Annotated in this window: 13 protein-coding genes; 11 read left to right on the top strand and 2 right to left on the bottom strand. The window is 70.9% G+C overall.

What is annotated here, in order from left to right:
* The first annotated feature begins 12 nt into the window (after positions 1-12).
* From miaA to hflX, 6 genes are all read left to right on the top strand, one after another.
* On the top strand, positions 13-951 hold the full coding sequence (gene miaA, locus ABZS97_RS12465) for a tRNA (adenosine(37)-N6)-dimethylallyltransferase MiaA (RefSeq protein WP_356136637.1): 939 nt from the start codon (positions 13-15) through the stop codon (positions 949-951).
* A gap of 107 nt (positions 952-1,058) precedes the next feature.
* A complete protein-coding gene (locus tag ABZS97_RS12460) occupies positions 1,059-1,565 on the top strand; it encodes a hypothetical protein (protein WP_356136728.1) in 507 nt (168 codons plus the stop codon).
* Positions 1,566-1,655: 90 nt separating this feature from the next.
* Complete coding sequence (gene dapF / locus ABZS97_RS12455) at positions 1,656-2,525, top strand: diaminopimelate epimerase (RefSeq protein ID WP_356136635.1); 870 nt, start codon at positions 1,656-1,658, stop codon at positions 2,523-2,525.
* 323 nt (positions 2,526-2,848) lie between these two features.
* Positions 2,849-4,978 carry an HD domain-containing protein gene (locus ABZS97_RS12450; RefSeq protein WP_356136633.1) on the top strand — a complete coding sequence of 710 codons (2,130 nt, stop codon included), beginning with the start codon at positions 2,849-2,851 and terminating at the stop codon, positions 4,976-4,978.
* A gap of 90 nt (positions 4,979-5,068) precedes the next feature.
* Positions 5,069-6,598 (top strand): M1 family metallopeptidase, encoded by a 1,530-nt coding sequence (locus ABZS97_RS12445; protein WP_356136631.1) that lies wholly within the window; start codon positions 5,069-5,071, stop codon positions 6,596-6,598.
* A 168-nt stretch (positions 6,599-6,766) separates the two neighbouring features.
* Entirely contained in the window at positions 6,767-8,263 is a 1,497-nt protein-coding gene (hflX, locus tag ABZS97_RS12440) for a GTPase HflX (protein ID WP_356136629.1), read from the top strand.
* Between the two features lie 124 nt (positions 8,264-8,387).
* Here the strand turns inward: hflX and ABZS97_RS12435 are convergent, their stop codons facing one another.
* Together ABZS97_RS12435 and ABZS97_RS12430 are read right to left on the bottom strand one after the other, a co-directional pair.
* A complete protein-coding gene (locus tag ABZS97_RS12435) occupies positions 8,388-9,590 on the bottom strand; it encodes a hypothetical protein (protein ID WP_356136627.1) in 1,203 nt (400 codons plus the stop codon).
* Positions 9,591-9,789: 199 nt separating this feature from the next.
* On the bottom strand, positions 9,790-11,022 hold the full coding sequence (locus tag ABZS97_RS12430) for a hypothetical protein (protein WP_356136625.1): 1,233 nt from the start codon (positions 11,020-11,022) through the stop codon (positions 9,790-9,792).
* A gap of 318 nt (positions 11,023-11,340) precedes the next feature.
* On the opposite strand from ABZS97_RS12430, the gene ABZS97_RS12425 reads away from it, so the two are divergent.
* The 5 genes from ABZS97_RS12425 (at position 11,341) to ABZS97_RS12405 (ending at position 20,185) form a co-directional block, all read left to right on the top strand.
* On the top strand, positions 11,341-12,810 hold the full coding sequence (locus ABZS97_RS12425; RefSeq protein WP_356136623.1) for a diaminobutyrate--2-oxoglutarate transaminase family protein: 1,470 nt from the start codon (positions 11,341-11,343) through the stop codon (positions 12,808-12,810).
* A gap of 441 nt (positions 12,811-13,251) precedes the next feature.
* A complete protein-coding gene (locus ABZS97_RS12420) occupies positions 13,252-15,114 on the top strand; it encodes an IucA/IucC family protein (protein ID WP_356136726.1) in 1,863 nt (620 codons plus the stop codon).
* Between the two features lie 39 nt (positions 15,115-15,153).
* On the top strand, positions 15,154-16,080 hold the full coding sequence (locus ABZS97_RS12415; protein ID WP_356136621.1) for a GNAT family N-acetyltransferase: 927 nt from the start codon (positions 15,154-15,156) through the stop codon (positions 16,078-16,080).
* Positions 16,081-16,140: 60 nt separating this feature from the next.
* Entirely contained in the window at positions 16,141-18,081 is a 1,941-nt protein-coding gene (locus ABZS97_RS12410; RefSeq protein ID WP_356136619.1) for an IucA/IucC family siderophore biosynthesis protein, read from the top strand.
* A gap of 88 nt (positions 18,082-18,169) precedes the next feature.
* Positions 18,170-20,185 (top strand): ATP-dependent DNA helicase, encoded by a 2,016-nt coding sequence (locus ABZS97_RS12405; protein ID WP_356136617.1) that lies wholly within the window; start codon positions 18,170-18,172, stop codon positions 20,183-20,185.
* The last annotated feature ends 118 nt before the right edge of the window (positions 20,186-20,303 follow it).

Genomic DNA, 20,303 nt, shown 5'->3' with positions numbered 1-20,303 from the left:
GAGACTGGGTCGGTGAGTAGTGCAGCCCCCGCACCGCGGGTCATCGCCGTCGTCGGACCGACCGCGGCAGGAAAGTCCGATCTGGGCGTTTTCCTCGCCCAGCGCCTCGGCGGCGAGGTCGTCAACGCAGATTCCATGCAGCTCTACCGAGGGATGGACATCGGCACCGCCAAGCTGACGCCCGAGGAACGCGGCGGAGTCCCGCACCACCTCCTGGACATCTGGGACGTGACGGTCACGGCGAGCGTCGCCGAGTACCAGAGACTCGCGCGGGCCCGGATCGACGCCCTGCTCGCCGAGGGGCGCTGGCCCGTCCTGGTCGGCGGTTCCGGGCTCTACGTCCGAGGAGCCGTCGACAACCTGGAGTTCCCCGGCACGGATCCCGAGGTGCGGGCACGTCTGGAGGAGGAGCTCACCCTGCGCGGTTCCGGCGCGCTGCACGCACGGCTGGCCGCGGCGGACCCCGGCGCCGGTCACGCGATCCTGCCCAGCAACGGCCGCCGCATCGTCCGGGCCCTCGAAGTCATCGAGATCACCGGCAAGCCCTTCACCGCCAACCTCCCGGGGCACGACTCCGTCTACGACACCGTGCAGATCGGTGTCGACGTGGCGCGCCCCGAACTCGACGAGCGCATCGCGCGCAGGGTCGACCGGATGTGGGAGGCGGGGCTCGTGGACGAGGTGCGCGCGCTGGCGGAGCAGGGCCTGCGCGAGGGGCGCACGGCATCGCGCGCGCTCGGGTATCAGCAGGTGCTCGCGGCGCTCCTGGGGGAGTGCACCGAGGAAGAGGCGCGCACCGAGACCGTACGCGCCACCAAACGCTTCGCGCGCCGCCAGGATTCATGGTTCCGGCGGGATCCGCGGGTGCACTGGCTGAGCGGCGCTGCGGCGGATCTCACAGAACTCCCTGAGCTCGCACTGGCGTTGGTCGAACGACCGGTTACAGCCTGATCACGTCATGGCATCGGGACGCTCCGGCCGCCGTCCGGGCCTCTGGCGCCGTGCCATCATCGAGCTTCGATCGACCAGTGGAGTCCTAGTTGGGAGGGCGCGTGGCGATGGAGGCCGGCCCTCGCGACACCGCACAGGACGCGGAGCACGACACCGCGCAAGAGCAGCAGGAACCGCAGGATCTGATCGGGGACCGACTGAGTCCGGACGGGCCCGACGAGACCTCCGGCGGCGTGACCGCCGACGGTCCGGGCCCGGGTGAGATGTCCCCGGAGCCCGAGGTCGAGGTCGAGCTGCGCCCGCAGCGCCGGATGCGCATCTGGCAGCTCGCGCCCATCGTGACGCTGGCCGCGGTCGGCTCGCTGATGTTCGCCTTCCCGCTGGCCTTCGAGTTCGGCGACGGCGGTGCCGTGGTCGCCATGCTCGGCCTGCTGATCTGCTCCTGCGCGGCCGGCTGGGGCATGATGGCGGCCCGCCGGGTCGGCTCCACCTGGCCGGGGTTCCCGCAGCGCGGCTCCGGCCGCCGACCGGACTGGCGGATCGTGATCGCTTACGCCGTGGTCGTGGGCGCGGTGGCAGTGCTCGCCGTGTGGCGGGTCGCCCGCCTGCGCTGAGTCCGGGCACCGCACGGGCCGCCGACCGGGGCCGGTCCGCCTCCTGGACGGGAGCGGTCCGCTGTCGTACCGAACCCGTACGATCGAGGAATGAGCACGCGGATCGCCTTCCTCAAGGGCCACGGGACCGAGAACGACTTCGTGATCGTCCCGGACCCGGAGAACGCCATCGACCTGTCCCCGTCCGCCGTGGCCGCCCTGTGCGACCGCCGCGCGGGCATCGGCGGCGACGGTCTGCTGCATGTCGTACGGTCCGCCGCGCACCCCGAGGCCGAGAAGATGGCCGCCGAGGCGGAGTGGTTCATGGACTACCGCAACGGCGACGGCTCGGTCGTGGAGATGTGCGGCAACGGAGTGCGTGTGTTCGCCCGCTACCTCCAGCGTGCCGGATATGTGGCCGAAGGGGACTTCACGGTCGCCACGCGCGGGGGCGTGAAGAGTGTGCACCTCTCCAAGGACGGTGACGTCACCGTCGGCATGGGCAGCGCACTCCTCCCCGAAGGGGAGGTCACGGTGAGCGTCGGCGAGCGCAGCTGGCCCGCGTTGAACGTGAACATGGGCAATCCGCATGCAGTCGCCTTCGTGGACGACCTCGCACACGCCGGCAGCCTGTACGACGCGGCGCCCTTCAGCCCGGCGTCGGCGTACCCGGCCGGGGTCAACGTCGAGTTCGTGGTCGACCGCGGCCCCCGCCATGTCGCGATGCGCGTTCACGAGCGCGGCGCGGGCGAGACCCGCTCGTGCGGCACGGGCGCGTGCGCGGTGGCCGTCGCCACCGCCCGGCGCGACGGCACCGACCCGGCCGTGACCGGGACCCCGGTGACGTACACCGTCGACGTGCTCGGCGGACGCCTCGTGATCACCGAACACCCCGACGGCGCGATCGAGATGACGGGCCCCGCGGTGATCGTCGCCGAGGGCGAGATCGACGCGGAGTGGCTGGCCACGCTGCACGGCTGAGCTGCGGACGGCCGGCCCCGGCGCCCCCGGACGGGACGAGCGTCGGCCTTCCCGGCGGTGAACGGCCCTGGTGTCGTCCGCCCTCCGAAGGCGTACGACACCCGCATCCGCCTCGACCCGCGCTTTCGAATCACTCGAAACCGTAAACCCCTGAACCTTCGCTCGAATGGGTGATCCGTTTCACGCTCGGCGAGAGGCGGTCAGCCGGGCGTGGTGGGCTCGGTAGCATCAAGCACCGGCCCGGACGGGGGATCGACGCCATCCCCTGAGCCGTGTTCGCCATGGGGCACCCCGTCCGCCGGTCTACGCAGCCGGAGGTGCCCATGAGTGCGGAGGCCACGAACCCCGCGACGCCAGGCCCTGCAACGCCCGGATCGCTCCGCAGGAAGAGCCGCCCCCGGATCGATCTGCGGCGCCTGGGCCGGGCCGCGCTGCTCGGCCCCACGGCCCGCGACCGGCTGCCCGACGCGATCGGCCATGTGGCCGAGGCGCACCGCGCCCACCACCCCGACGCCGACCTCGAACCGCTGCGCAGGGCGTGGGTCCTCGCGGAGTCCTCGCACCGCGGCCAGATGCGCAAGAGCGGCGAGCCGTACATCACCCACCCGCTCGCCGTGACCCTGATCCTCGCCGAACTCGGCGCGGAGACCACGACGTTGACCGCCTCGCTGCTCCACGACACCGTCGAGGACACGGAGGTGACGCTCGATCAGGTGCGGGAGCAGTTCGGCGACGAGGTCTGCTACCTGGTCGACGGCGTCACCAAGCTGGAAAAGGTCGACTACGGAGCGGCGGCCGAGCCGGAGACGTTCCGCAAGATGCTCGTCGCCACCGGCAACGACGTCCGCGTGATGTCGATCAAACTCGCCGACCGGCTGCACAACATGCGCACCCTCGGCGTGATGCGCCCCGAGAAACAGGAGCGCATCGCCAAGATCACCAGGGACTTCCTGATCCCGCTCGCCGAACGGCTCGGCGTCCAGGCGCTCAAGACCGAGCTGGAGGACCTGGTCTTCGCGATTCTGCACCCCGAGGAGTACGAGCACACCCGGGGGCTGATCGTCGACAACGCGGCGCGCGGCACCGACCCGCTTGCGGAGATCGCGGAGGACGTCCGCACGGTGCTGCGGGAGGCAGGGCTGCAGGCCGAAGTCCTCATAAGGCCACGGCACTTCGTCTCCGTGCACCGCGTGTCGCGCAAGCGCGGACAGCTGCGTGGCGCCGACTTCGGACGCCTGTTGGTGCTGGTGAACGAGGACGCCGACTGCTACGGAGTTCTCGGCGAGCTGCACACCTGTCTCACGCCGGTGGTCTCGGAGTTCAAGGACTTCATCGCCGTCCCCAAGTTCAACCTCTACCAGTCGCTGCACACGGCCGTCGCCCACGCGGACGGCGAGATCGCCGAAGTCCTCATCCGTACCCACCAGATGCACAAGGTCGCCGAGGCCGGAGTCATCGCGCTCGGCAATCCCTACACCCCCGGAGCCGACGACCCGGCCGACGGCGAACGCGCCGACCCCACCCGGCCCGGCTGGCTCTCCCGCCTCCTCGACTGGCAGGAGGCGGCCCCCGACACGGACACGTTCTGGTCGACGCTGCGCGAGGACCTCGCCCAGGACCGCGAGATCACCGTGTTCCGCGCCGACGGCGGCTCCCTGGGCCTTCCGGAGGGCGCCAGTTGCGTGGACGCCGCGTACGCGCAGTACGGCGAGGACGCGCACGCCTGCATCGGCGCACGCGTCAACGGCCGCCTGGCGACGCTGAGTACGGTCCTGAGGGACGGTGACACCGTCCAGCTGCTCATGGGCCAGGACCCGGCCTCCGAGCCCTCCAGGGAGTGGCTGGAGCACGCGCAGACGCCCGGGGCCCGGATCGCCATCCAGCGCTGGCTCGCCACGCACCCCTCGGCCGGCGACGAGCGGCACGCCGAGGTCCCCACCGCGGCCCCCCGGCCTTCCGCGTCCGCCGACGCCCCCGGCGCCGCCACCCGCCCCGCCGGGGCGAGCGCCGTCGTCGACCAGCCCGGCGCGTCCGTACGACTCGCGGGCTGCTGTACGCCCGTACCGCCCGACGAGGTCACCGGCTTCGCCGTACGCGGTGGTGTGGTGACCGTCCACCGTGTCGAGTGCGCCGCGGTGGAGCGCATGAAAGGCGTGGGGCGCGCGGAGATCGGCGTGCGCTGGGGAGACACCACCGAGTGCCGGGTCACGCTGGTCGCCGAATCCTTCGGGCGCCCGCATCTGCTCGCCGACCTCACCGAGGCCATCGCCCTGGAGGGCGTCGCGATCGTCTCGGCGACCGTGGAACCCCCCAGCCAGCAGCGCGTACGCCACACGTACACGCTCCAACTCCCGGACGCGGCCCGCCTGCCCACGCTGATGCGGGCGATGCGGAACGTGCCGGGCGTGTACGACGTGGGCCGCGCGCAGCACCACGTGGCGACCGCCCAGTAACGCGCCGCGCACGCCCTCTGCCGACCCCGTTCGGGTGGGCCGGGCGCGCGGCGTCACCGCGTGGCGGGCGCGCGCTGATAGCCGTGGGACATGCTGCTCACCCCCCGCCCCAGGACCGCAGGCTCCAGGGCCCCCGGATCCGGAACCCCCGGCCCCAGGACCCGCCGCTTCAAGGCGGCGCTGCTGGCCTCGGCCGTCTCCGTCTGCCTGATCGCCGCGAGCGCCCCCTCACCGGCCGCGCCCCTCGGTGTCGGCGACCGCCTCTTCCCGCACCTGGGCAATCCCGGGTACGACGTGGCGTCGTACGACCTCGACTTCACCTACTCCGGCACGAACACGAAGCCCCTCGCGGCCGTCACCACCATCGACGCCCGGGCGACGGACTGGCTGGAGCGGATCAACCTCGACTTCGCGCACGGCACCGTGGACTCGGTCGAGGTCAACGGTGCGCCCGCGTCGTTCACCGGCGCGGGTGACGATCTGGTGATCACCCCCGAGAAGCCGCTGCCTCCGGGCAAGGCGATGCGGATCACCGTGCGGCACAGCAGCGACCCGGTGTCCGCGGAGGACCAGGACGGCGGCTGGGTGCGGACCAAGGACGGGCTCGCCATGGCCAACCAGGCCGACGCGGCGCACCTGGTCTTCCCGTGCAACGACCACCCCTCCGACAAGGCGATGTTCACGATCCGGGTCACCGCACCCGACGCGTACACCGCCGTCGCCAACGGACTGCCCGCAGGAGTCGACCGGTCCGGCCGGTCCACCACCTGGACGTACCGCACCGAGCACCCCATGGCCACCGAGCTGGCCCAGGTGTCCATCGGCCGCTCCACCGTGCTGCACCGCAACGGGCCGCACGGCCTGCCCGTACGCGATGTCGTACCCACCAAGGACCGCAAGGTCCTGGAGCCCTGGCTGAAGAAGACGCCCGGCCAGATCGCCTGGCTGGAGGGCAAGATCGGGCCGTACCCCTTCGAGACGTACGGGCTGCTGATGGCCGAGGCGTCGACCGGCTTCGAGCTGGAGACGCAGACCCTCTCTCTCTTCGAGAGAGACCTGTTCACCGAACCCGCGTACCCGAAGTGGTACGTCGAGTCGATCATGGTGCACGAGCTGTCGCACCAGTGGTTCGGCGACAGCGTCAGCCCGCGCACCTGGTCCGACCTGTGGCTCAACGAGGGACACGCCACCTGGTACGAGGAGCTGTACGCCGAGGAGACGGCGCACAAGCCCATGGAGAAGAGGATGAAGGCGGCCTACGGCGCCTCCGACTCCTGGCGGGCCGCCGGAGGGCCGCCCGCGATGCCCAAGGGCCCCGAGCCCGGCCAGAAGATCAGCATCTTCCGCCCGAACGTCTACGACGGCAGCGCGCTCTTCCTCTACGCGCTGCGCCAGGAGATCGGGCGCCCCGCCTTCGAGCGCCTGGAACGCACCTGGGTCGCCCTGCACAGCGACGGGGTCGCGTCGACGGCGGACTTCGAGCACCTGGCCTCGGGCATCGCGGGCCGCGATCTGAGCGGGTTCTTCCAGGCCTGGTTGTACGGCAGGAAGACCCCGCCGATGCCTGGGCACCCGGACTGGAAGAGCGACGCCCCACAGGGGCGAAGGGGCACCCGATAACTCGCATGACGAGACGGGGCGTGCCGTGCGACCATCTTCAGGTCGGCGGCACAGCCCCGCGAGGGTTGGCCCGGCGGAATCCGGGAATCTCCCGGTGGCCTCGGACGTTCTTCTTGATGACGGACGCCTCCGTCGCCGGTTCGGTACCCCCATCGACGTAAGGATCCAATGACCTCCTCTTCTTCCCCTTCCCAGGACGCGCAGAGTTCCTTCGCGCACAGTTACCCCGAAGGTCTTCGGGCCGATGCCCTGATGGAAGAGGACGTCGCCTGGAGCCACGAGATCGACGGAGAGCGGGACGGCGACCAGTTCGACCGCTCCGAGCGCGCGGCCCTGCGCCGTGTGGCGGGCCTCTCCACCGAGCTCGAGGACGTCACCGAGGTCGAGTACCGACAGCTCCGTCTGGAGCGCGTGGTGCTCGTCGGCGTGTGGACCTCGGGGACCATCACGGACGCCGACAACTCGCTCGCCGAGCTGGCAGCCCTCGCGGAGACCGCGGGTGCGCTCGTGCTCGACGGCGTGGTGCAGCGCCGCGACAAGCCCGACGCCGCCACGTACATCGGCTCGGGCAAGGCCATCGAGCTGCGGGACATCGTCCTCGAAACCGGTGCGGACACCGTCATCTGCGACGGAGAGCTCAGCCCCGGCCAGCTCATCCAGCTCGAAGACGTCGTCAAGGTCAAGGTCATCGACCGTACGGCTTTGATCCTCGACATCTTCGCCCAGCACGCCAAGTCCCGAGAGGGCAAGGCACAGGTCGCCCTCGCGCAGATGCAGTACATGCTGCCGAGGCTCCGAGGCTGGGGTCAGTCGCTGTCCCGTCAGATGGGCGGCGGCAAGGGCGGCGGCCTCGCCACCCGTGGTCCCGGTGAGACCAAGATCGAGACCGACCGGCGTCGTATCCGCGAGAAGATGGCGAAGATGCGCCGTGAGATCGCGGACATGAAGACCGGCCGCGAGATCAAGCGCCAGGAGCGCCGCAGGAACAAGGTGCCCTCGGTCGCCATCGCCGGTTACACCAACGCCGGAAAGTCCTCGCTGCTCAACCGCCTCACGGGCGCGGGCGTACTCGTCGAGAACTCCCTGTTCGCGACCCTCGACCCGACCGTCCGCCGGGCCGAGACCCCGAGCGGGCGGCTGTACACGCTGGCCGACACGGTCGGTTTTGTACGGCACCTGCCGCACCACCTGGTCGAGGCGTTCCGCTCCACGATGGAGGAGGTCGGCGACTCCGACCTGATCCTGCACGTGGTGGACGGTTCACACCCGGCTCCGGAGGAGCAGCTGGCCGCCGTGCGCGAGGTGATCAGGGACGTCGGCGCCACCGCCGTTCCCGAGATCGTCGTGATCAACAAGGCGGACGCGGCCGATCCGCTGGTGCTCCAGCGGCTGATGCGGAACGAGAAGCGCTCCATCGCCGTCTCGGCCCGCACCGGTCTGAACATCGACGAGCTGCTCGTGCTCATCGACAAGGAGCTGCCGCGTCCCTCGGTCCAGATCGAGGCACTCGTGCCGTACACGCACGGCAAGCTGGTGGCGCGCGCCCACACCGACGGCGAGGTGATCTCCGAGGAGCACACCCCGGAGGGCACCCTGCTCAAGGCGCGGGTGCACGAGGAACTCGCGGCGGATCTGGCGCCGTACGTCCCGGCGCCGCTCGCCTGAGCGACGGTCCGCCAGGACTCGGCACACGGCATACAGGTGAGGGCCGCCCCCCGGAACGGGGGCGGGCCCTCACCTGCATGTGTACGGAGTCCCGGCCGCGGACACGGCCACCTGTCGGCGACGCCTACTGGCCGCCGTACTGCTCACTCATGTTGTTGTAGAGCGTCTGGGCGCCCTTGCCCAGCTGCGGGCCCGCGAGCCAGGTGTTGTCCGTCGGGCCGATCGACGTGTTCGAGACGAGCTTCGTCTCCCCGTCGACGACGCGGAACCAGCCGCCGCCGGACGAGCCGCCGGTCATGGTGCAGCCGATGCGGTACATCGTCGGCAGGGTCGCGTCCAGCGAGAGCCGGCCGGGCCGGTCGACGCACTTGAACATGCTGAGACCGTTGTACGGCGGCGCGGCCGGGTAGCCCCAGGCACCCATCGTGGCGACGTCCGACGCGGACGGCGCGGAGAAGTCCACGTCCAGCGCGTTGCCGACCGTCTCCTCCAGGGACTTCGTGCCCTGCTCCGGCTTCACGTGCAACACGGCGTAGTCGTACGGCGCGCCCGCACCGCCCGTCTCGTCGCCGCCGGAGATCCACTGGTCGGAGGTGGTGGCCCAGTCCGCCCACCACTGACCGTACGGCGCGACCTCCGCCGCCGTCGCACCGCCGAGCTCCGCCTCGGACTTGCCGAGGTCGTTGTACGACGGGACGAAGGCGAGGTTGCGGTACCAGCCGCCGCTGCCACCCGCGTGCACACAGTGACCCGCGGTCCACACGAGGTTGGACTTGCCCGGGTGGTTGACGTCCTTGACGACCGTGCCGGAGCAGACCATCGAGCCCTCGGGGGAGTCGAAGAAGACCTTCCCGACCGGCGCGGCGTTCTCGTGGTACGGCGTCTTCTCCGCCTCGGCCTCGACCGGCGCGGGATCCGGGTCGCTGATCCCCTGGTCGGCCGAAGCGTCCTTCGCCGTGATCGTCTTGTTCGGGTCCTTGGCGGACTTCATCCGCTCGGGCTTCCAGAGCCCCTCGATCACCGGATTGACGAAGTCCTTGGCCTCACTGAGCCACTTGTCCTTGTCCCAGTTCTTCCAGCCGCCGTCCTCCCACTGGTCGACATCGATGCCGTGCTCCTTGAGCTTGTCGGCGATGTCCCTGGGGATCTTGATCTTGTCCTTGCCGGACGAGGACGAGGACGAGGCGGCGTCTGGCTTGTCACTCGCCTTGTCGTCACCGGAGTTGCAGGCGGTGGCGGTGAGCGCCAGCGCCGCGACGAGACCGGTGGCGGCGAGAACGGAGCGCCTGCGGTGCCTTCGTGTGGCGGACGTACGTAGGGAACGCATGCTGATGTAACCCCCGTTGGAGCGGTGTGTCATGTGCTGCCGGGCGGGGAAGCGGCTCGCGGAGAGCGGAACTCGATGGAACCCGCTCGAACGCGACACTTCCCCGCGCGCGGCAACCGGGGACGAACGGCGGTGGGGTGGTGAGCAAACCAGCGAGCCACCCCGCCACCGCCTGTCCTACCCTGCTACGTCCGCCGCGTCACTGACCGGCGAACTTCTTGCTCACCGAGTCGTAGATCCCCTTGGCCACCGGGCCCAGGTGCGGGCCGGCCAGCCAACCCGAACTGACCGGGCCGATCGACGTGTTGGACACCAGCGCGGGCTTGCCGTCCGACCCGGTCGCCACCCAGCCGCCGCCGGACGAACCGCCGGTCATGGTGCAGCCGATGCGGTACATCGTCGGGTCCGCCTTGGCGAGGGACAACCGCCCCGGCCTGTCTGTGCACTGGTACAGCTTCTGTCCGTCGAAGGGCGCCGCCGCCGGGTAACCGGTCGCCGTGATGCTCGTGACCTTCGGCACGGCCGGAGCGTTGAAGTTCACCGGGAGCGCCGAACCGACGGTCTCCTCCAGGGACTTGCCGCTACCGCCCTTCTCCGGCGTCACATGCAGCACCGAGAAGTCGTACGACGCGCCCTTGCCGCCCGTCGAACCGCCCTGCTCGATCCACTGGTCCGAGGTCTGCGCCCAGTCGCTCCACCAGACACCGTACGGAGCGACCTCCGCCTTGGTGGCCTTCTGCAGATCGGCGGCCGTCCTGCCGTCGTTGTTGTACGAGGGCACGAAGGCGATGTTGCGGTACCAGCCGCCCTTCTTGCCCGCGTGCACGCAGTGGCCCGCCGTCCACACGAGGTTGGACTTGCCCGGGTGGGCGGGGTCCTCGACGACCGTCGCCGAGCAGACCATCGTGCCCTCGGGAGAGTCGAAGAAGACCTTGCCGGACTCGGCCGCGTTGTCGTGGTAAGCGGTCTTCACGGCCTGTGCGGTCACCGACGCCGGGGTCGGGTCGGTGACGCCCTGGTCACCCGAGAGGTCGCTGTCGTCGACGCCCTTGTCCTTGTCGGGGTCGTCGGCGCCGCGCATCCGGTCCGGGTCCCACAGCCCCTTGATGATGGGGTTGATGTAGTCGTCGGCCTCGCGCAGCCAGTCGTCCTTGTCCCAGTTCTTCCAGGCGCCGTGCTTCCACTTGTCGATGTCGATCCCGTGCTCTTTGAGCTTGTTCTTGATGTCGTCCGGGATCTTGAACTTGCCGTTGTCCTGGGACGCGGACGCCGACGAGCCCGGCTCGCCGTCCGCCTTGTCGTCACCGGAGTTGCAGGCGGTGGCGGTCAGTGCGAGCGCCGCGGTCAGGCCGACGGCGGCCAGCACGGGGGAGGTTCTGCGACGCGCGCTCCTCCCTCGGCGAGCGGCGAAGAGCGGGCGTATCGATCGCATGGTGTGACTCCCCCTGGGCGTAAGTGAAATCAGCGCTGCCGCAGCAGCTCGGTGACCGCGGATGCCGGTCGGCCGGTGATCATTCGGTATCGCTGAACGGCACCAAAGACTATGCGGTCGCTGTGGGGGACTTCCGACGGAACGGCAACGGTTCCGTCACGGCAGGGATCTTCGGCCCACCACGGCAAGGATCTTCGGATGACCCGCTTCCCCGCGCGGGTCGCGTCGTTGGTACGTACGGGGGACCAGACGCATGCGTTCAGCGTGCGTCCTGCACCTCTGCCAACTCGCCCGGGGACAGCGGGAGGACCTGTAGTCGTGGCATTGACGGAGTCTGCGGTGGTGCCGGTGGGGCGTGAACCGGAGGAGAACCACGAAGGGGCGCGCGAGGGCGGGTCCGAGCGGGCGCGCGTGGCGCACGAAGGGATCCTGAAGCGCCAGTCGGCGCGCGAATCGGCGGCGCGCACCTATGCGCGCGCCCTGCCCATCGTCCCCGTGCGGGCGCGTGGCCTGACGATCGAGGGCGCCGACGGGCGCCGCTACCTCGACTGCCTCTCCGGCGCAGGGACCCTGGCGCTCGGGCACAACCATCCGGTGGTCCTGGAGGCGATCAGAAACGTCCTCGATTCGGGTGCCCCACTGCACGTCCTCGACCTCGCCACCCCCGTCAAGGACGCCTTCATCACCGAGCTCTTCCACACGCTCCCCCCTCAGTTCGCCGAGCACGCGCGGGTCCAGTTCTGCGGACCGGCCGGGACGGACGCGGTCGAGGCCGCCTTCAAACTGGTGCGCGCGGCGACCGGGCGCAGCGGAATGCTCGCGTTCACCGGCGCGTACCACGGGATGACCGCGGGAGCGCTCGAAGCCTCCGGGGGAGCGCCCGACGTGCGGGTCACGCGGCTGCCGTACCCGCAGGACTACCGCTGCCCGTACGGCATCGGCGGTGCCCGCGGTGCCGAACTCGCCGCACGCTGGACCGAGTCCGTGCTCGACGACACCAAGTCGGGCGTCGCGCGTCCGGCCGGGATGATCCTCGAACCCGTCCAGGGCGAGGGCGGTGTGATTCCCGCCCCCGAGGACTGGATGCGTCGGATGCGCGAGATCACCGAGGCGCGGTCCATCCCGCTGATCGCGGACGAGGTCCAGACCGGGGTCGGCCGGACGGGCACCTTCTGGGCCGTGGAACACAGCGGGATCACACCGGACGTGATGGTCATGTCCAAGGCCATCGGCGGCAGCCTGCCACTGGCCGTCGTCGTCTACCGCGAGGACCTCGACGTCTGGGAACCGGGCGCGCACGCGGGCACGTTCCGGGGCAACCAGCTCGCCATGGCAGCGGGTACGGCGACTCTCGCGTACGTTCGCGAGAACCGTCTTGCCGAGCGTGCCGGAACGTTGGGCGCCCGGATGCTCGCCCAACTGCGGCTACTGGCGCATGAGCTCCCCTGCATCGGTGATGTGCGCGGCCGCGGGCTGATGATCGGCGTCGAGCTCGTCGACCCGGAGGCCGTCGCTGATTCCGTCGGCGGACCCCGACCGGCCGCGCCCGAACTGGCCGCCGCCGTCCAGCGGGAGTGCCTGGACCGCGGGCTGATCGTGGAACTGGGCGGGCGCCACGCGAGCGTGGTGCGCCTGCTCCCGCCGCTGACGATCAGCGACGAGCAGGCGAGCGCGGTGCTCGACCGGCTGTCGGACGCGGTCGCGGCGGCGGCCCGCGAGCCTGCGGGACACCCTGCGCCCCGCTGCCCCGACCGCACCGGACCTGCCGGGCGCGGGCACGGCGGATGAGCGGGTGGCCGGGGCGCTGATGGGGACGGTGACGGGGTGCGTTGTGGCGACGTGCCGAGGAGCCCGACTTCGGTATGTCGGAACGCAGCGAGCGCGCGACGCCGAACCGCCGAACCGCCGATGCGGTAGGCGACGAGAGGGCCCGACCCGGTCCTGGCCCGGCTCCGTTCGTTCACGCCGCGTCGACCCCTTACGCAGAGCAGGCCACGTACGCCGAGCAGACCAGGAACGCCCAATGGCAGCGCGCACGCCGGAACCCCCGCGCTCGTCGCCGCACGAGCCTGAACGACCTTACGAGGAACGCACTTGAACGCCACTCCCGCACCCAACGGCCGACCCCACACCCATGAGCGAGCGGCCGGCGGAGCACAGGCCCCGTTCGCGTCGGCGGCCGAGTCGGTCGTCCCCCGGCAGAAGGGAGGGGCAGGCGAGGCCGAGCGGTTGCGCGGCTGCACCGCCGACCTGCTGGAACATCCCGACGTGCAGACCGCTGCCCAGGCGGCAGCCGTCGAGAACCTGCTGCGCTGCTGGGTCCGGGAGAACGACCTTGCCGCCCCCGACGACGGCACCCTGCGCATCCCCCTGCCCGCCAGCGGCACGGCGCTGCTGGCACCCGTCCACTACTGGTCCCCGACCGGCTGGCACCGCTTCGGCCTCCCGTACCTCGCAGACGCTCCCGACGGGGCGCCGCCCGCCGACGCGGTCACAGTGGCGGCACTGCTCGCCCGGCAGGCAGCCTGGGCCGCGCCGACCACTGGACGGGGAGCTCCGCCCGCCACCGTCCCGGAGAGCACCGCGAGCCACTCGGAGCGCGGGGCGCAGCCCGACCCCGGCGATGACGGCGCCGACGTCGTGGGACGAGTGGCCGACTCCGTCCGCCGCACCGCCCTGTTCATCCGCGACCGGCGAGAACGCCCCGTCGACGGAGCCGACCTCTTTCTCGCCGCCGAGCAGTCACTCGTGCTCGGCCACCCGCAGCACCCCACACCGAAGAGCCGCGAGGGACTCTCGACAGCCGAAGCCCGCCTGTATTCACCGGAGTTGCGAGGCTCCTTCCCGCTGCACTGGATGGCCGTCGCCCCGTCGGCGCTCGCGGCCGACTCGGCGTGGACCGAACGCGGTCGCCCCGTCGCCGCGGAACAACTCACGGCACGGCTGGCCGGCACCGGCCTCCCGCTGCCCGACGGATACGCCGTCCTGCCCCTGCATCCCTGGCAGATGCGTGAAGTCCTGCACCGCCCCGAGGCCGCGGCCCTGCTCGACGCCGGGCTGCTGCGAGACCTCGGCCCGCACGGCGCTTGCTGGCACCCGACCTCCTCCGTCCGCACCGTCTACCGCACCGGCGCCCCCGCGATGCTGAAACTGTCACTGGGCCTGCGCATCACCAACTCCCGCCGTGAGAACCTCCGCAAGGAACTCCACCGGGGCGTGGAGGTCCACCGCCTGCTGCGCAGCGGCCTGTCCAAGCAGTGGCAGGCCGCCCACCCGGGCTTCGACATCGTCCGCGACCCGGCGTGGCTCGCCGTGGACGACCCGGAGGGCCGGCCCCTGCCCGGGCTCGACGTGGTGATCCGCCACAATCCGTTCGGTCCGACGGACGACGCCACATGCGTTGCGGGGCTCGTGTCGCCACGCCCCCACGCCCAGCCGGGCGCACGGGACAGGACCGAGGACAGGCCGGTCATGCGATCCCGGCTCGCCGAGATCGTCACGCGCCTCGCGGGCCGTACCGGCCGCCCCCGCGGCGCTGTCGCGGCCGAGTGGTTCCTGCGCTACCTGGAGCAGGTCGTACGCCCGGTGCTCTGGCTCGACAGCGAGGCCGGGATCGCGCTGGAAGCCCACCAGCAGAACACCCTGCTGCTGCTGGACTCGGAGGGCTGGCCCGCGGGCGGCCGCTACCGCGACAACCAGGGGTACTACTTCCGCGCCTCACGCCGCGCGGAACTCGACTCCCGGCTGCCCGGCATCGGGGACCACAGCGACACCTTCGTCTCCGACGAGGTCACCGACGAACGCTTCGCGTACTACCTCGCCATCAACAACGTGCTCGGTCTCGTCGGCGCGTTCGGCTCCCAACGCCTCGCCGACGAGCGGCTGCTGCTGGCCGCCTTCCGCCGCTTCCTCGCCGATGTCGCCACCGGTCCGGCACGCCTGCGTACATCCCTGCCCGCCCACCTGCTCGATTCGCCCGTCCTGCGCTGCAAGGCCAACCTGCTGACCCGACTGCACGGCCTCGACGAGCTAGTCGGCCCGGTCGACACCCAGTCCGTCTACGTCACCATCGCCAACCCCCTTCATTCCTGAGGAACATGACCCACCCCGTCTCCTGAGAGGAGCGTCGCCGTGCCTCCCACCGATGCGAGCACCGACGCCGGTACCGCCCCCGTTCCCGCACTCGACGCGGGCCCCGGCCCGAGCACGGACTGCGAGGAAACGCTGGACCTGCGTCTGCCCGACGAGCTCGTCGCGCTCTTCGCGGAAGAAGCGGGGGCATACGGCGAGGCCACGGACGGACATCGCGCGGACACGGACAGTGGCACCGGCACCGGCACGGTCACGGAGGCCTCCGCTCCGTCCCCAGCGTTCTCCACTCCGCTCCCACCGGCTTCCACAGCGCCCCCAGCGGACTCCGCCCCTCCCGCAACGGACACCGCTCCGCTCGTGCCGACCGACACTCACCGCACTCCCACTGTCAACGGTGACCTGCTGGACAGCGTCGGTGACTGGGGGCCCACAGCCACCCCGGTGGGTGTCTTCCGCCTCGTCCCCGTACGCGCCGAACGGGACGTCCCGCTCATCGCCCGCTGGATGAACGATCCCGCTGTCGCGGCGTTCTGGGAGCTGGCGGGGTCCGAGTCGGTGTCCGAGGAGCATCTACGGCGGCAGCTCGACGGGGACGGTCGCAGCGTGCCCTGCCTCGGTGTGCTGGACGGCACACCGATGAGCTACTGGGAGATCTACCGCGCGGACCTCGACCTCCTTGCCCGCCACTACCCGGCTCGACCGCACGACACCGGAATCCACCTCCTCATCGGTGGTGTCGCCAACCGCGGGCGCGGACTGGGCTCCGCCCTGCTCCGAGCCGTCTCCGACCTCGTACTCGACAGGCGTCCGACGTGCGCACGCGTCGTCGCGGAACCCGACCTTCGCAACACCCCCTCCATCGCCGCATTTCTGAGTGCCGGCTTCCGGTTCTCCGCCGAGGTCGACCTTCCCGAGAAGAAGGCAGCCCTCATGGTCCGAGACCGGGCCCTGCGCGATCTGTTGTAGCGCCGTCACAATCTGTAACTCCGAACGACCCGATCCGGTTCCCCGTCGAGGAGCGCCTCCGTGCCGAATCCATCCGCCACCCCGGCCTTCGGGGCGTCGCCCGCTCTGTACGACCCGTCTGAGCTGCGCGAAGAGCGATGGGAACAGGCCGGACGCCGACTGCTCGCCAAGATGATCAGCGAGTTCGCATACGAGGAGATCGTCCAGCCGGAGCCGGAGCCGGAGCCGGAGCCGGAGCCGCAGGGGCAGGGGCAGGGGCAGGGGCAAGGGCAAGGGGAGGGGCAGGCGAGGCCGAGGTCGGCGTCCTCATCGGCCGGCGCACAACCGGACAACTCCCCGACCTCTCGCCCGTACACGCTTCGCCTCGACGCCGGAGGCCACCTCGCCTTTCGCGCCCGCCGAACCGCGTACGACAGCTGGCGCGTGGATCCCGCGTCTCTCACCCTTGCCGAGCCCGGTGAAGAGCCGCGCCCCTTCACCGATCCGCTCGGCTTCCTGATCCGGGCCCGCGGCACACTGGGGCTGGACGGAGCGACGCTCGGGCACGTCATCCGGGAGCTGAGCACCACGCTCGCCGCGGACACCCGACTCGATGACACCGCGCTCCCGGCAGCCCGGCTCGCCGAGCTCGGCTACGCGGAACTGGAAGGCCATCAGACCGGCCACCCCTGGATCGTGCTCAACAAGGGCCGCCTCGGCTTCTCGGCGAGGGACATCGCCGACTGGGCGCCGGAGGCGCGAAGGCCGACCGCCCTGCCGTGGATCGCTGTGCACTCCGCGCTCGCCACCTACCGTGGCGTACCGGGCCTCGACACCGCTGACGAGCTCTACGCGCGCGAGCTCGCCCCCGCCACCCGGGAGTCCTTCGACGAGGTGCTCCGCACACGGGGCCTCGCGCCGGAGTCGTATCTCTATCTGCCCGTGCACCCGTGGCAGTGGGACGACGTCGTCCTGCCGCTCTTCGCCCCCTCGGTGGCGGCGGGCGTGATCGTTCCGCTGCACTCGGACGGTGATCTGCGGCTTGCCCAGCAGTCGATCCGCACGTTCCTCAACACCTCCCGCCCCGACCGGCACACGGTGAAGCTGCCGCTGTCCGTCCTGAACACCCTGGTGTGGCGCGGCCTCCCGACGGAGCGGACGCTCGCGGCCCCCGCCGTCACCAGGTGGATGCACGCGGTGCGCGACGCAGACCCCTTCCTGCGCGACGCCTGCGCCGTGATCCTGCTCGGCGAGGTCGCCTCGGTGGCCGTGGGACATCCCGAGTACGACGCACTGCCCGAAGTGCCCTACCAGTACAAGGAACTGCTCGGAGCGATCTGGCGGGAGCCGCTCTCCCGTCATCTCGCGCCCGGCGAACGCGCCCGCACGCTCGCCGCACTCCTGCACACCGACCCCGACGGCCGAGCCTTCACCGCCGAGCTGGTCGCCCGCTCGGGGCTCACGTCCAGAGCATGGCTGCGCCGGCTGTTCGCCGCCCTGCTGCCGCCGCTGCTGCACTTCCTCTATCGCTACGGCACTGTGTTCAGTCCCCATGGAGAGAACGCGATCGTTGTCTTCGACGACCATGACGTGCCGGTGCGGCTGGCGGTCAAGGACTTCGTGGACGACGTCAATGTGAGCGCGGATCCGTTGCCGGAGCACGCGTCCATGCCGGACGACGTACGGAACGTTCTCCTCACCGAGCCGCCCGCGTTCCTGACGCAGTTCATCCATTCCGGGCTCTTCGTAGGAGTGTTCCGCTATCTCGCGCCCCTGTGCGAAGAGCAGCTGGGGGTCCCCGAGGCCGAATTCTGGACGCTCGTCCGCGCGGAGATCGTTCGCCACCAGGCACGCTTCCCCGAGCTCAAGGAGCGCTACGAGACGTTCGACCTGCTCACTCCCCGCATCGAGCGGCTCTGCCTGAACCGCAACCGGCTGCACCTCGACGGCTACCGCGACCGCCCCCAGCGCCCGCACGCCGCCGTCCACGGCACCGTCCCGAACCCCCTCCACCAGCCTTGATCACACCGGACGCGCACGTCTTGATCGCATCCCCCTCCGCCGCCTTGATCGCCCGATTGTCAGTCCTGACCCGTAGGGTGGTCGCGCTATGACGAAGCCCTCACTCCCCGAACTCCTGCATGCTGCCGTCACTGCCGTCGGCGGTACGGAGCGCCCTGGCCAGGTGACCATGGCCGAAGCCGTCGAGGCTGCAATCGACGACAGTTCCCATCTGCTGATCCAGGCGGGCACCGGCACCGGAAAGTCCCTCGGCTACCTGGTGCCCGCGCTCGCGCACGGGGAGCGCGTCGTCGTGGCGACCGCCACCCTCGCGCTGCAGCGGCAGCTCGTCGAGCGGGATCTCCCGCGCACGGTCGACGCGCTGCATCCACTGCTGCGTCGCCGCCCCGAGTTCGCGATGCTCAAGGGCCGGTCGAACTATCTGTGCCTGCACCGGCTGCACGAGGGCATGCCGCAGGACGAGGAGGAGGGCCTCTTCGACCAGTTCGAGGCGGCCGCCCCCACCAGCAAGCTCGGCCAGGACCTGCTGCGGCTGCGGGACTGGTCGGACGAGACGGAGACAGGCGACCGCGACAACCTCACCCCGGGCGTGTCCGACCGCGCCTGGGCCCAGGTGTCGGTGTCGTCCCGGGAGTGCCTGGGCGCCACGAAGTGCGCGTACGGCGCGGAGTGCTTCGCCGAGATGGCCCGCGAACGCGCCAAGCTCGCCGAGGTCGTCGTCACCAACCACGCGCTGCTCGCGATCGACGCCATCGAGGGCGCGCCGGTTCTCCCCCAGCACGAAGTGCTGATCGTCGACGAGGCGCACGAGCTGGTCTCCCGCGTCACCGGCGTCGCGACTGGCGAGCTCACCCCCGGCCAGGTCAACCGAGCCGTGCGCCGAGCCGCGAAGCTCGCCAACGAGAAGGCCGCGGACCAGCTCCAGACCGCTGCCGAGGGCTTTGAGCGGGTCATGGAACTGGCGCTGCCCGGCCGCTTGGAGGAGATCCCGGAGGACCTCGGGTACGCGCTGATGGCGCTGCGCGACGCCGCCCGTACGGTGATCTCCGCCATCGGTGCCACACGTGACAAGTCCGTCCAGGACGAGGACGCGGTCCGCAAGCAGGCGCTCGCCTCGGTGGAGTCGGTGCACGATGTGGCGGAGCGGATCACCAACGGCTCCGAGTGGGACGTCGTCTGGTACGAACGGCACGACCGTTTCGGGGCCTCGCTGCGGGTCGCCCCCATGTCCGTGTCGGGGCTTCTGCGCGAGAAGCTCTTCTCCGACCGCTCCGTCGTCCTGACCTCCGCGACGCTGAAGCTCGGCGGTGACTTCAACGGGGTGGGGGCGTCGCTGGGGCTTGCCCCCGAGGGCACGGAGGGCGACGACCTGCCGCAGTGGAAGGGCCTCGACGTCGGCTCGCCCTTCGACTACCCCAGGCAGGGCATCCTCTACGTGGCCAAGCACCTGTCGCGCCCGGCGCGGGACGGTGACCGCACCGACATGCTGGACGAACTCACCGAGCTGATCCAGGCGGCCGGCGGCCGCACCCTCGGCCTGTTCTCCTCCATGCGTGCGGCTCAGCTCGCCGCCGAGGAACTGCGCACCCGAATTCCCGAGTTCCCGATCCTCCTCCAGGGTGAGGAGACGCTCGGGGAGCTGATCAAGAACTTCGCGGCCGATCCGAAGACGTGTCTATTCGGCACGCTGTCGCTCTGGCAGGGCGTGGACGTCCCGGGCCCCAGCTGCCAGCTGGTCGTCATGGACAAGATCCCCTTTCCGCGCCCCGACGACCCCCTGATGAGCGCCCGCCAGAAAGCCGTCGAGGACGCGGGAGGCAACGGCTTCATGGCCGTCGCCGCCACCCATGCGGCGCTTCTGATGGCCCAGGGCGCCGGCCGCCTCGTACGGGCGACGGGGGACCGAGGCGTCGTAGCGGTGCTGGATCAGCGGCTGGCCACGGCCCGGTACGGCAGCTATCTGAAGGCGTCCCTGCCCGACTTCTGGTTCACGACTGACCGCAACCAGGTACGGAGATCGCTCTCCGCGATCGATGAGATGGCACGGAAAACGGAGGATGCGGGAGGCGCGGCGGAGGCAGAGGCGGAGGCGGAGGAGGCGTAGGCCCCCCGTCAGCAAGCCCCCGGCCTAGTGGTCCGCAGGGCCGCAGTGCCGCGCTCAAAGACCGCCCTCAGGGCCGCGCACAAAGACCGAAGGGGCCTTGGGCAGCGCAACCGCCGCC

It is taken from the genome of Streptomyces sp. NPDC005485 (assembly GCF_040606085.1).
Taxonomy (GTDB): domain Bacteria; phylum Actinomycetota; class Actinomycetes; order Streptomycetales; family Streptomycetaceae; genus Streptomyces.
The sequence above is the reverse complement of the archived record's forward strand: the minus strand, read 5'-3'. Positions and strand labels throughout refer to the sequence as shown.